Origin of the sequence: Marinobacter sp. CA1, assembly GCF_020546665.1 — a bacterium.
GTDB lineage: Bacteria > Pseudomonadota > Gammaproteobacteria > Pseudomonadales > Oleiphilaceae > Marinobacter > Marinobacter xestospongiae.
In genome coordinates, this window is sequence record NZ_CP071785.1 from 4,563,152 (window position 1) to 4,576,492 (window position 13,341).

Consider the following 13,341-nt stretch of genomic DNA (forward strand, 5'->3'; position numbering starts at 1 on the left):
AGCGTACCTCCGTTGTGCCAAGCCACGGCGATCTCTACAGGAGACTCCCTGAATGAAGATAAAGACCAAGCTGCTGTCGGCCTTTCTGGCCACCACCCTGTTGCCGGTGCTGATTGTTTCGCTGATCACCATCAACAACGTGATTGAGCAGGCCGAAGCCGACTTCCTCAACACCAGCACCACCGATATTTCCATCGTTGACCAATCGTTCGAGAACTTCTTCGATGTGATTGGCTACAACGTTTCGTTCATGGCCGAAGCCAGTGCGGTGACCAACACCAATGCCGGACCGATCACCAAGTATTTTGGTGAGGGCCGTAAACCGTCCCTGGTGGCCCGCCGGAATGGCGGCCGTGAAGAGGCCATCTTCGACCTGTTCAGCGCCATCGGAGACAACAACCCGATGCTGGGTTACGTCTACATGGGCGAGAAGGATGGTGGCTACCTGGAATGGCCTGGCACCGCCGACTATGGTGACTGGGACCCGCGCACCGAACCCTGGTTTGATATCGGCAAGCAGGCCAGCTACCAGATCGCCCGCCGGGATGGCTACTACTGGGAGCCGGACGACGCCGTCTATGTGTCGGTGCTCAAGGGCTACCGCAACAGCCAGGGAGATTTCGGTGGCGTGGTGGCGATCGACGTGTCGCTGAAATCCCTGACCGACATGGTGCAGCAGATACGTCTGGGCGACAGTGGCTACCTGATCATCGTTGAGGGCAGCGGCAACATCCTGGTGGATGGCGGCAATCCGGAAAACAACTTCCAGTCGCTGACCGAACTGGAGGGAGACTACTTCGGCCTGATCGACGCCACCGAGTCCGGGGTGATTGAGTTCAGCATCGACGGCGTCGACTACATGGCCAATGTCTATCATTCCGAGGCCCTGGGCTGGAAGTTCGTGGGCCTGATGGAGAAAGACGAGATCTTTGCCAGCGCCCGCGACGTGGGCATGACCACCGCCATCGTCAGCCTGGTGCTGGTGGTGCTGTTCGGGGTGTTGGGCCTGTACATCGCCAATCGCATTGTCACGCCGATCAACTCGGTGAAGGACAACCTCAAGACCATCGCTGAGGGCGAAGGCGATCTGACCACGCGGATTCCGGTGGCCAGCCGCGACGAGGCCGGCGAACTGGCGCAGTGGTTCAACCAGTTCATCGAGTCGACCCAGACCATGATCCAGGACATCAAGTCCACTGCCCACGACATGGACGCGGTGTCGGCGGACACCAGTGGCAAATCGGCGGACCTGTCCGACAACGCCAGCCAGCAGCTGGGTTCCATTGAGCAGATTGTCACCGCGGTGACGGAGATGGCGGCGGCGGCCAACGAAGTGGCGAAGAACTGTGTGGACACCGCTTCGGTGTCGGAGAACGGCATGGAGGCCACCAGTGCCGGCAAGGATGTGATCAACCGCAGTGCCGCCGGCGTGGAGGCCCTGGGGGAGAGCATCAAGTCGTCCAACTCGGTGATCCTGGAGCTGGAGAAGGAAACCGGCAACATCAACAACATCCTATCCACCATTCAGGACATTGCCGAGCAGACCAACCTGCTGGCGCTCAATGCCGCCATTGAGGCGGCCCGGGCCGGTGAACAGGGACGGGGATTCGCGGTGGTGGCCGACGAGGTCCGCAGCCTGGCCCAACGCACCCAAAGCTCGACCGAGGAGATCAACAAGATTCTCAGTCAGCTGGTGAACCGCACCAAGGACGTGTCCGCCAATATGGAGCGCAGTTCGCGCCAGTCCGAAGAAGCGGTAGCGTTAACCGCCGAGGCGCTGCAGGCCTTTGACCGCATTGAAGAGGCGGTGGAGAAGATACGCGACATGACCACCCAGACCGCCAGCGCGGCGGAAGAGCAGCATCTGGTGACAGAGGACATCAACCAGAACATCGTCAACATCAACGATTCCGCCAACCACGTCACCGGGGTGTCGCGGGAAGTGGCTGGGCTGAGTGCCCGCCAGGCCGAGCTCAATGCCCGCCTGACCCAGCTGGTGGCCCGCTTCAAGACCGAATAGGGGAGTGGGGATGCGGGCTCAGGCCGAGTGCCGGGCCCGCGACTTGCCATTGAGGTTGGTCGCCAGCCAGACGTCCATGGGTTGGGGCTTGCTGAAGTAGTAGCCCTGCACCACGGTGTTGGGGTAGTGCTTGAGGTACTGCCACTGCTCCTCGGTTTCCACCCCTTCCACCACCGTGCGCAGGTTCAGTTCCGCCGCCATGTTGTGGATCATGGAGACGATGGCGCGTCCGCTCTGGTTACCGCCGATGTCCTGGGTGAAGGAACGGTCGATCTTGAGTTCCTGGATGGGCAGGTGCTGCAGGTAGCTGAGGCTGGAATAGCCGGTACCGAAGTCGTCAATGGACACCTCAATGCCCAGGCCCGCCAGCGCCCGTAGTTTGCTCACCAGCAACCGCAGCTCTTGCACCATCACGCTCTCGGTGAGTTCCAGGGTCAGGTGATGACCGCTGAGGCGGTGGTGGTGCAGGCCGGTGATCAGGTGGGAAACGAAATCCTCCCGCGCAAAGTGGTCGGCACTGATATTGATGGCGAAGCGCAGGTCCCCCAGTTCACCCTGGTGCTGGTGGATCATCTCCAGCATCTGGTCAATGACCCAGCGGTCCAGCGTAGTGATGAAACCGGTGGACTCCGCCAGTGGAATGAAGGTGGTGGGGGATACCAGCCCCCGATCCGGGTGTTCCCAGCGTAGCAGGGTTTCTGCGCCCACCAGCTTGCCGTCGGTGTCGCACTGCGATTGCAGGTAGATCCGCAATTCGCCGTTACCGACCGCATGGCGCAGGGCCTGGGCGGTGTAGAACCGCTCCATGGCATCCAGCCCCATGCGCTCGCTGAAGAACACGATGGAGCCGGCCTGTTCCAGTTTGGCCTTGTGGTGGGCGGTTTCGGCGTTGCGCAGGGCATCCGCCGCCAGCTCCGAGGTGGTGCCCGGCAGCAGGGTGATGCCGACCGTCACACTGAGGGAAATGTCCTGGTTTTCGATGGTCAGGGAGCGGGCCATGGCTTCCTGCAGTTCGGTGGCCACTTCCAGTGCCCGGTTGGCCTTCTGGGTCTTGCTGGCATGGCTCGGTGGCAGCAGCACCGCAAACTTGTCGCCGTCGATACGGGCAATGGTCTCACCATTGCACATCAACTGGCTGAGGCGGTCAGCAAAGGCACGGAGCACCCGATCGCCCACCTCCAGGCCCATGGATTCGTTGATGGCCTTGAAGCGGTCGATGTCGAGGATCATCACCGCGGAGGTCAACTGGCTGGTCTGGCACATCTGCATGGCGGTTTCCAGCCGCTCCAGCATCAGCAGGCGGTTGGGCAGGGCGGTCAGGGCGTCGTACCAGGTGAGGAAATCGATGGTGCTCTGTTTCTGCTTGGTGGCGGAAATGTCGCTGAACACCGAGACGTAATGGGTCACCCCTTCGGCGGGATTGGACACCGCGTGGATGGTGCGCAGCTCCGGATAGGTTTCGCCGTTGTGGCGACGGTTGATCAGCTCCCCCTGCCAGTGACCGGTCTTGCGCACCCGCTCCCACACCTCGGCGGAGAACTCCGAGCGCTTCAGCGATTGTCGCAGGGTATCCTGGTCCTTATCGACCACGTCTTCCGGGGCGTAACCGGTGATCCGGGTAAACGCCGGATTCACAGCACGAATACACCCCTCGCCATCGGTGACGGTGATGCCTTCCATCGCCTGATCGAACACCGCGTCCATCAGCAGCATCTGCGGATTGAGCGTTTTACTGGCAGTACTGACGTGCTCCATCTCCTGGGCGATGGAGGCGTCCAGCCGGGAGGCAGTATAGCTGAGACGGTCCATCATACCGTGCACTGACAGGTGGGAGCGGATGCGGGCCAATACCACTGCCCGGTCAAAGGGTTTGTGAATGTAGTCAACCGCGCCCATCTCGAAGCCGCGCTGCTCCGACGCGCTGTCGGTAGCGGCGGTCACGAAGATGATGGGGATGCGGTTCCACTCCTGGTGCTGCTTCAGGGTCTGGCAGACTTCGTAACCGTCCATGCCGGGCATCATCACGTCCAGCAGGATCAGGTCGGGAAGGGTGTCGTTCTCAAGGAACTGCAGGGCGCCGGCGCCGCTGGTGGCGATGGCGATCTCATAATCAAAACGCAGGGCTTCGGCGAGTACACGAAGGTTGTTGGGCTCGTCATCAACCAACAGCAACAGCGGTTTTTGCAACAGCGTCTTCCGATCCATGGATGCACTCTCCTGAGAGACGTCCTGGTCCTTCCGTAGGGAGCCCCTGAACCGATCTGAAGAGGTATCGGGGGTTCAGAAGCTCATTGAATGTGACTCGTTTCAGTGTAGAACGCCTTAGGCTAATTCCAAGCCAGTTGGCGAAAGTTCACACGATTTGACGTTCGATTTCCGACAGCGTCACCATCGCCGACTGGTAGCGGAATTCGTCCAGCTCCATCAGCAGGGTGCGGAAGCGCTCACCGAGGTCCGGGTGATTGACGTAGTTGCGCAGTCGGTCAATGTCCTCCTGGGACGGCAGCCGGGAGCGGGCAATGGTTTCCTGGATCGCCTGCAGCTCCTGCTGGATCGCGCCGGTTTCGGCCGCTTGGCCATCCTCTTTCGAATTGGCCTTGGTTGGTGGCTCCTGCTCTGCGAGCCAGTCGGCGATTTCGGTGACTGCCTGCTCCAGCGCCTGCCTCAGTGAGTCCAGCTCAACCTGCTCGCCCTCTTTGAACTGTTTCTCGGCGGATTCGGCCAACTGAGAGAGTTCGTACAGTCCAAGGGTGGCAGCGGACCCCTTGAGGGTGTGAAGGAACTGGTGCAGGGGCTTGCGGTCCTCACCTTCGGCCGGCAGCTGTGGACAGCCGGACCGGTACTGCCGCACAAAGCTCTGCAGCAGCCGCAATACCAGCTCCTGGTCGCCCTGGAAGCGGGTAAGGATTTCCTGCTCACTGAACTGCAGGGCACCGGGCAGACCAATGCGGGTATCCGGATCGATATCCGGCAGCATCGGGGTCACCGCGGTCTGGCCGTCGCGGTTGAGCCAATGGCACAGCACCGAGGTCACCACCTGGAAATCCAGCGGCTTGCCGATGTGGTCATTCATGCCGGCCGCCTTGGCCTGTTTGACGTCTTCCTCGAACACCGCGGCGGTCATCGCCACCACCGGCAGGTCGTAGTAGGCGTACTGCTCGCGGATCTTGCGGGTGGCTTCATAGCCGTCCATGTCCGGCATGTGGAGGTCCATCAGCACCAGGTCGTAGTGCTGGTGTTCAAGGTACTCCAGCGCCTCGATGCCGTTGCCAGCGGTGTCCGCGGAGAGCCCCAGCTTGGCGAGCATGGACAGCGCCACTTCCTGGTTCAGCTCGTTGTCCTCCACCAGCAGGATGCGGCTGCCGGCTACCAGCGACTGCAGGGTGCCCAGGTCGGGCACCACGATACCGGGGCGGCTGTCGTTGTGGTCGCTGCGGCCAAAAGTGTGCACGCCATTGAGGCTGTTGAACAGCGCAGACGGTGTCACGGGTTTGGTCAGAACCGAGGGGTGGTCGTCATCCTGGCGGACCTCTCGCTCCAGTGCCTGCAGCAGGTCTTCCTGTTTATGGGCAGTAACCATGATCACCATCGGGTGGATGTTGGAGCCGGTGGTGCGGGCGTACTCCTGCAGGCTGTTGTAGAGCCAGACTCCGTCCTTACCAGGTAGTATCCAGTCCACCAGCAGGGTGTCGTACTGTTCATGGGTATCCAGTGCGCGCAGGTAGCGGGCCAGACCATCCTCCGCGGTACGGGCGTGATCGCAATGCACCGACCAGGTATTGAGGTAGGACAACATCAACTGGGCGGTGGCGTCGTTGTCTTCCACCAGCAGCACCCGCCGTACCCGCAGCTGGTGGTTCTGCCAGGCCGGTTCGGTGGTTTCCACCTGCATTGGCAGGGTGAAATGGAACTCACTGCCCTCGTCCGGCTTGCTGGCCACCGAGATATCCCCCCCCATTAACCGCACCAGGCTCTTGCATATCGCCAGCCCCAGGCCGGAACCACCGTACTTGCGGGTGGTGGAGGTGTCGGCCTGGTCAAAGGCCTCAAAAAGATCGGCCTGTTTTCCCGGTGGAATGCCAATGCCGGTGTCCCTCACCGAAAAGCGGACATGGTTGACCTGGTTGCCCGGTTTTTCCAGGCGCACCGCCAGTTCCACGGTGCCACTCTCGGTGAATTTCAGGGCATTGCCGAGCAGATTGTTGAGCACCTGGCCCAGCCGGTGGTCGTCACCAATCACGGTGCGGGGCAGGGCCGGGTCAATCCACACCAGCAGTTCCAGCCCCTTCTTGGAGAAGCCCAGCTCGAACAGTTGCACCGATTTGCGGATCACCTGCTCGATGGAAAACGGCTCCTCCACCACGTTGAGTTTGCCGGCTTCCAGCTTGGACAGGTCGAGGATGTCGTTCAGCACCTGTAGCAGGGCGTTACCGGCGCCGGAGATCTTGTTGACGTAGTCCTGCTGCCGAGTATTGAGGCCGGAATCTGCTAACACCGTCAGCAGCCCTAGGATGGCGTTCATTGGGGTGCGGATTTCGTGACTCATGTTGGCCAGGAAGGCGCTCTTGACCCGGGCGACGTTTTCGGCACTTTCCGTCCGTTGTTTGAGAGCGGTATTCAGTGCACTTAAGGTTTCCCGAGCCTGAACAATCTCAGAAATGTCTGTTACCAGGGATATGAAGCCTTTGATCAGCCCTACGGGGTTGAATAGTGGCAGTAAGTTGAGCAACACCGTGCGGGAGCCCTGTCGAGTGGCTAACACCAGCTCAACGGCTTGCTTTTCTCCTTTCATCACAGCATCGATCTGCGGTTGGCACTTCTGATAGGCCTCTGCGCCAAATACATTGTGCAGGCTCATCCCTTTCATGGTGTCCGGGTCCAGGTCAAGCCATTTATGATGGGTTCCGTTGGCGTATTCGCAGCGCTCGTTGGTGTCCCAGAATGCCACCAGACCAGGCAGGGCATTGGTAAGGGCGTTTATAAACTGAATGTTGTCGGTCAGTTCCTCCGCATTGCGAGTAAGCCGATTACGCAATTGTACGGCTTGGTGTAAGCGGCGGTAGAACAGCATTGACAGCAGTGAGAATAGTGCCAGCAGAATGAAGAACACCAGGGCAGCCTGCTGCAGAGCATTCTGGTGGTAGCCAGCCAGCAACTCAGTGGATTCACGTAACAGCAGGGTCAGGGTTGGAGCCTGTTTCACAGTGGCTCCGCCCCGGCCCTTAGCATCAGGAGTGATATGGCTCAGATACCAGTGGCCAGAATCCAGCTCAAGATCGCTGTCGGAGTCGATTGCCAGTGCCTGCCACAACTCCGGGTTGGTCTGGGCAACATTATTGTCGTGGTCACGGAATGAGGCCCAGGTAACTGTGGGGTCCGGATGCAGTATCCAGTCGCCTTGAGAGCTGGTTACCATTACCTCAAACCCGTTCAGTTGGCCAAGCTCAGCGATGCTGGCCAGCAGATTGTTTGCCTCCACATTGATGATCAGATAGCCGTTATCCCGACCCTGATAAGCTGGCAGCCGTAGTGCGACCCGCAGTACGGGCCGTAATGGACGTTCCAGTCTCCCTTGTTCGCGATTGAGGTCTGGCTCTGAGATATGGAGCTGAAATGGAGCTAGAGCCATGACTGCGTGGTGATAGGATCGAGGGCTTTTGTCCTGCAGTTGGTCCTCGGGTGTGCGCTGGATTATTTCCTCCCCCTGACCGATATCAATGCGTACACCTTCGTGGCCGGTATCCTGTATCCAGCGAACCTGAAAGTAGTTTGGATTCTGGTAGATCAACGGATATAGCGCCTGGGCGAACAGGGCTTTCTGCTCAGCCAGGGTGGGTGCCTCCAGTGCCGAACGGGCCAGTGGGGTCTGGGCGATGCCAGAAAGATCACGGATTGGAATTGCCAGGGCATCTTTGAGCTGGGTACGTAGCTCGGTCAAGGTGCGGTAGGCATCGGCATCTGTCACTAAGTGCGCGTGCTGGTGGTTCTGGTGGTAGGTCAGCCAGGTCAGCAGCAGGATCAGACCGGTTAGCGGGACGCACAACATCAGTAACTGCTGGCGAGCGTTACGGTCCATCTCAGATAGGGCTCTCACGATTCTGCACTCCTTGCATCGCCGACGAGCGAAATTGCCACGATCCTCTCAGCATGGTCGATTCTGGCGAATTTTCCAGCGCCCGAACGCCGCCGACCATCGCCCCGGGACTGGCTGCAACGTCCTGCCGATGGGTCACCGTGAGCCGGGGACCCGGTGGATGAACTACGACCTTTGGCCTGGCGTTCCGGACGCGTCCGAACCGACAACAGCGTCGTTCTTTTGTACTGATTTATAGCCAACTGGCCAGAAAGTGGCCAGGGGATCTGCTACCATGCCCACGCCCTTCGTCAGTTGTTCAAGTGAATTGATCATGCCATCCACCGTTATGGGCGGTTTTGCCGCCAACTTCCTGGGCAATGCGCCCACCTGGTACAAACAGGTGATCATTCTGTTTCTGATCGCCAATCCCCTGATCGTCTGGACCTTCGGTCCCGGTGTTGCCGGCTGGGTGTTGGTCGGCGAGTTCATCTTCACCCTCGCCATGGCGTTGAAGTGCTATCCGCTGCTGCCCGGTGGCCTGCTGGCGGTGGAATCCCTGCTGATCGGCATGACCACGCCGGAGGCGGTGTACCACGAGGTGCTCACCAACTTTCCGGTGATCCTGCTGCTGATGTTCATGGTGGCGGGGATCTACTTCATGAAAGACCTGCTGCTGGTGACGTTCACCCAGATCCTGGTGGGGGTACGCTCCAAGTCAGCGCTGTCGCTGCTGTTCTGTTGTGCCGCGGCACTGTTGTCGGCCTTCCTCGATGCGCTGACGGTCACCGCGGTGATCATCTCGGTGGCGGTGGGGTTTTACTCGGTTTACCACAAGGTGGCGTCCGGCAAAGGCTACCACCACAAGGACCACAACGCCCTCAGTGATGACGGTGTGATCGAGCTGCACCGGGAAGACCTGGAAAACTTCCGCGCCTTCCTGCGCAGCCTGCTGATGCACGGCGCCATCGGTACCGCCCTCGGCGGCGTGGCCACCATGGTCGGCGAGCCCCAGAACCTGCTGATTGCCAAGGTGGTGGGCTGGGACTTTGTTGAGTTCTTCCAGAGCATGGCGCCGGTGAGCCTGCCGGTGCTGGTGGCGGGGCTGATCACCTGCTGGCTGCTGGAGAAGCTGCGCTGGTTCGGCTATGGCACCCGCCTGCCCAAGCCGGTACGCCAGGTGCTGGAGGAATTCGCCGACAACGAGCGTTCCAAGCGCACCAAGGCAGACCAGGCGGCCCTGTGGGTGCAGGCGCTGGCGGCCGTGGTGCTGGTGATCGGGCTGGCCTTCCACCTGGCCGAGGTGGGACTGATCGGGCTGCTGGTGATTATCCTGATCACCGCCTTTACCGGGGTCACCGATGAACATCAGATCGGCAAGGCGTTCCAGGAGTCGCTGCCATTCACCTCGCTGCTGGTGGTGTTCTTCGCCATCGTGGCGGTGATCCACGAGCAGCACCTGTTCAAGCCGATCATCGATCTGGTGCTGAGCCTGCCGGAAAGCAGCCAGCCGGCCTGGTTCTTTGTTGCCAACGGCGTGCTGTCGATGATCAGTGACAACGTCTTTGTGGCCACGGTGTACATCAGCGAGGTCAAGCAGGCGCTGGATGCCGGCACCATCACCACCGAGCACTTCCAGAACCTGGCGGTGGCGATCAACACCGGCACCAACCTGCCCAGCGTGGCCACCCCCAACGGCCAGGCGGCGTTCCTGTTCCTGCTGACCTCCGCCATTGCGCCGCTGGTGCGACTGTCCTACGGTCGCATGGTGGTGATGGCGTTCCCGTATACGGTGGTGATGGGCACGGTTGGCCTGTTTAGTGTCATCCAGATGATTTAAAATCCCCCGTCCCAGTTGCCCGCCCTGGTTGTTTCGTGACCAGGCGCGGGCATTGTCGTCTCTAGCACACTGATTTTTCCGGATTCCTCATGATGAAAACCATCAAAACCGAGTGGTTGTCGAACATTCGCGGCGACCTGCTCTCCGGCATTGTTGTGGCCCTGGCCCTGATTCCCGAGGCCATTGCGTTCTCCACCATTGCCGGCGTCGACCCCAAAGTGGGGCTTTACGCATCGTTCTGTATCGCCGTGGTAATCGCCTTCGCCGGCGGCCGTCCCGGCATGATCTCCGCGGCCACCGCCGCCATGGCCCTGCTGATGGTGGATCTGGTGAAAGACCACGGCCTGCAGTACCTGCTGGCGGCCACCATCGTCACCGGGGTGCTGCAGATTCTTGCCGGCTACCTGCGGCTGGGGGAGCTGATGCGCTTCGTCTCGCGCTCGGTGGTGACCGGCTTCGTCAACGCCCTGGCGATCCTGATCTTTATGGCCCAGCTGCCGGAGCTGACCGGCGTCACCTGGCACGTCTACGCCATGACCGCCGCTGGCCTGGGCATCATCTACCTGTTCCCGTACGTGCCGGTGGTGGGCAGGGTGCTGCCGTCGCCGTTGGTGTGCATCATCCTGCTGACCATCGTGGCGGTGTTCCTCAACCTCGATATCCGCACCGTTGGCGATCTCGGTGAGCTGCCGTCGACCCTGCCGATCTTCCTGTTCCCGGACGTTCCGCTGAACCTGGAGACGCTGTGGATCGTGCTGCCGTACTCCGCCTCGATGGCGGTGGTTGGGCTGCTGGAGTCGCTGATGACTGCCACCATCGTTGACGACCTCACCGATACCGAAAGCAACCGCAACCGCGAGTGTCGCGGCCAGGGCATCGCCAACATCGGCGCCGGCCTGCTCGGCGGCATGGCTGGCTGTGCAATGATCGGCCAGTCGATCATCAACGTGAAGTCCGGTGGCCGCACCCGGCTGTCCACCCTCACCGCCGGTATTGTGCTGCTGATCATGGTGGTGGTGCTTGATGACATCCTGGTACAGATCCCGATGGCGGCGCTGGTGGCGGTGATGATCATGGTGTCCATCGGTACCTTCAGCTGGGATTCTTTCCGCAACCTCAAACAACACCCGATATCCACCAACATCGTGATGATTGTCACGGTGATTGTGGTGGTGGCAACCCACAATCTGGCGTTTGGGGTGTTTGCCGGCGTACTGCTGGCGGCGATGTTTTTCGCCAACAAGGTGGGCCACTTCATGCTGGTCAAATCCGACCTGGACGAAGCCAGCCGCAGCCGCAGTTACACCGTGGTGGGCCAGGTGTTCTTCAGCTCGTCGGAGAAATTCCTGTCCTCCTTCGACTTTAAGGAAGGGGTGGATCGTGTTGTGATAGACCTCAGCCGGGCCCATTTCTGGGACATCACCGCCGTCGGCGCCCTCGACAAGGTGGTGCTCAAGTTCCGCCGTGAAGGGGCCGATGTCGAGGTGATTGGCCTGAACGAGGCCAGCGCCACCATCGTTGACCGCTTCGGGGTGCACGACAAGCCCGAAGGCGTTGAACAGCTGATGGGCCATTGAGCCTGCCGACACCGACAACAGGGATTGAGGTAGCGAGGTAACGATGAAGCAAGTAGTAGGCTGTATCGATGGTTCCCGGGCCGCGCCGGCGGTGTGTGACTACGCTGCCTGGGCCAGTGGGCGCCTGGACGCGCCGCTGACGCTGTTCCACGTACTGGACCAGGACCGCTATCCGGCGGAAACCGACCTGGCCGGCAGCATTGGCCTGGGTACCCGTGAGCATCTGCTGGAGGAACTGGCGGAGCTGGACCAGCGCCGGGGCAAACTGGCGCTGGAACAGGGCCACCACATGTTGCAGGCGGCGGAACAGCGGGCGCAGGCGTTCGGTGTCACTGACATCCACCAACGCCAGCGCCACGGTGATCTGGCCGACTCCCTGCTGGCGATCGAGGACAGCACCCGTCTGCTGGTGATGGGGCTGCACGGTGAAAGCAGTACCGATCGGGATGTCCACATTGGCAGCCAGCTGGAGACCGTGCTGCGTCAGGTCCACCGGCCGGTGCTGCTGGTGCCGGACGAGTACCGCGAACCCCGCAGCGCCATGCTGGCCTTTGACGGCAGCCCGACCACCCGCAAGGGGCTGGAGATGTTGGCCCAGAGCCCGCTGTTCCGCGATTTTCCCCTGCACCTGGTGATGGTCGGGGCTGACACCAACGATCAGTGGGAGCAGCTCAAGCAGGCGGAGCAGGTGCTGGCGCCGCTGCAGACCGAGATCCACCTGGCGATCCGCCCCGGCGACGTGGAACAGGCGCTGCACCAGTACCAACAGGAGCACGACATCGAGTTGATGGTGATGGGGGCCTATGGCCACAGCCGCATTCGTCAGTTGTTCATGGGCAGTACCACTACCAACATGCTGAAAACCTCCACCACACCGCTGTTGGTGTTACGCTGAGGTGAGTGTAAAACTTGACGCATCGTGGTCACGGAAGTTTGACCCAGTCGGGGGTATTGTTGGCCTGATCTGATACCCTCCGGTTTCACAATGGCGCAGGCAGTACCAGCAGCAGGAGCGGACGGTGATCAGTGGCGTGGACAACAGGCAGACGGGCCGTTGGGGGTGGTTACCCCTGCTGCTGCTATGGTTCTGCCTGCCCGCCCAGGGACTGGCGAGCGAAGACCGGGTGCTGCGCATCGGCTATGTGGAGTTCCCGCCGCTGGAATACCAGAACGGCAACCGCCGCGCGGCGGGCAGCTTCATTGAGCTGACCCGAAAGGTGGCAGCCGAGGCCGGCTACCAGGTGGAGTTCGTCTACCTGCCCATCTCCCGCACCTATTTCTATCTCAAGAACGGCGTGATCGACCTGTGGCCAGGGCTGACGGAAGTCCCGGAACTGCAGGGCTATGTGCTGGAAAGCGCGGTGACGCCGATCCCGGTCAAGCTGTCGGCCTGGTCGCTCCGGGACACGCCGCCGGTCACCCGCTTCGAGACCTTCAACGAACAGATCCTGATCCTCATCTCCGGCTACACTTACGGTGGTCTGGTGGATTACCTGGAGCAATCCGACAACATCCGGGTGTCTTACGCTCCCAATCACCTGGCGGCGCTGTACATGCTGGAGCGCAATCGCGGTCACTACCTGTTGGATTACCAGTTTCCGATTCGTGAAGTGATGGCGGATTACGACATTGAGGGCCTGCGCGAGCACCCGCTGCGCACCCGCTACACCGCCTGGCTGTTCTCCCGCCAGAGCCCGGGGGCAGAACGCATCCGGCGCCGGTTCGACGACGCCTACCGACGCCTGGCCGAGCGCAACGAGGTACCGCCACCGGTGACCCGGGGTCAAAGTTATCTGTTGCCCGGCTTCCCCGCCCTTAGCGAGTGAGTGGT

At 61.0% G+C, this 13,341-nt stretch carries 7 protein-coding genes; 5 read left to right on the plus strand and 2 right to left on the minus strand.

The window, feature by feature from the left end; genetic code table 11:
• Positions 1-52 precede the first annotated feature (52 nt).
• Positions 53-2,020, plus strand: coding sequence for a methyl-accepting chemotaxis protein (locus J2887_RS20855; RefSeq protein ID WP_227173045.1), 1,968 nt, complete (start codon positions 53-55; stop codon positions 2,018-2,020).
• A gap of 18 nt (positions 2,021-2,038) precedes the next feature.
• Here the strand turns inward: J2887_RS20855 and J2887_RS20860 are convergent, their stop codons facing one another.
• Both J2887_RS20860 and J2887_RS20865 read right to left on the minus strand, forming a co-directional pair.
• Entirely contained in the window at positions 2,039-4,225 is a 2,187-nt protein-coding gene (locus J2887_RS20860; protein ID WP_227173046.1) for an EAL domain-containing protein, read from the minus strand.
• Between the two features lie 148 nt (positions 4,226-4,373).
• Positions 4,374-8,114 carry a response regulator gene (locus tag J2887_RS20865; protein ID WP_227173047.1) on the minus strand — a complete coding sequence of 1,247 codons (3,741 nt, stop codon included), beginning with the start codon at positions 8,112-8,114 and terminating at the stop codon, positions 4,374-4,376.
• Between the two features lie 313 nt (positions 8,115-8,427).
• Here J2887_RS20865 and nhaB point away from each other — a divergent pair, with 313 nt between their 5' ends.
• The 4 genes from nhaB (at position 8,428) to J2887_RS20885 (ending at position 13,336) form a co-directional block, all read left to right on the plus strand.
• A complete protein-coding gene (nhaB, locus tag J2887_RS20870; protein ID WP_227173048.1) occupies positions 8,428-9,933 on the plus strand; it encodes a sodium/proton antiporter NhaB in 1,506 nt (501 codons plus the stop codon).
• Between the two features lie 89 nt (positions 9,934-10,022).
• Positions 10,023-11,510 (plus strand): SulP family inorganic anion transporter, encoded by a 1,488-nt coding sequence (locus J2887_RS20875; RefSeq protein WP_227173049.1) that lies wholly within the window; start codon positions 10,023-10,025, stop codon positions 11,508-11,510.
• A gap of 43 nt (positions 11,511-11,553) precedes the next feature.
• Positions 11,554-12,405, plus strand: a complete 852-nt coding sequence (locus J2887_RS20880) for a universal stress protein (RefSeq protein WP_227173050.1) — start codon at positions 11,554-11,556, stop codon at positions 12,403-12,405.
• A gap of 136 nt (positions 12,406-12,541) precedes the next feature.
• A complete protein-coding gene (locus J2887_RS20885; protein ID WP_227173051.1) occupies positions 12,542-13,336 on the plus strand; it encodes a substrate-binding periplasmic protein in 795 nt (264 codons plus the stop codon).
• The last annotated feature ends 5 nt before the right edge of the window (positions 13,337-13,341 follow it).

Coding starts and splice junctions, on each gene's coding strand:
- J2887_RS20880 (WP_227173050.1), top strand. CDS start 11,554: ATGAAGCAAGTAGTAGGCTGTATCGATGGTTCCCGGGCCGCGCCGGCG.
- J2887_RS20875 (WP_227173049.1), top strand. CDS start 10,023: ATGATGAAAACCATCAAAACCGAGTGGTTGTCGAACATTCGCGGCGAC.
- J2887_RS20855 (WP_227173045.1), top strand. CDS start 53: ATGAAGATAAAGACCAAGCTGCTGTCGGCCTTTCTGGCCACCACCCTG.
- J2887_RS20860 (WP_227173046.1), bottom strand. CDS start 4,225: ATGGATCGGAAGACGCTGTTGCAAAAACCGCTGTTGCTGTTGGTTGAT.
- nhaB (WP_227173048.1), top strand. CDS start 8,428: ATGCCATCCACCGTTATGGGCGGTTTTGCCGCCAACTTCCTGGGCAAT.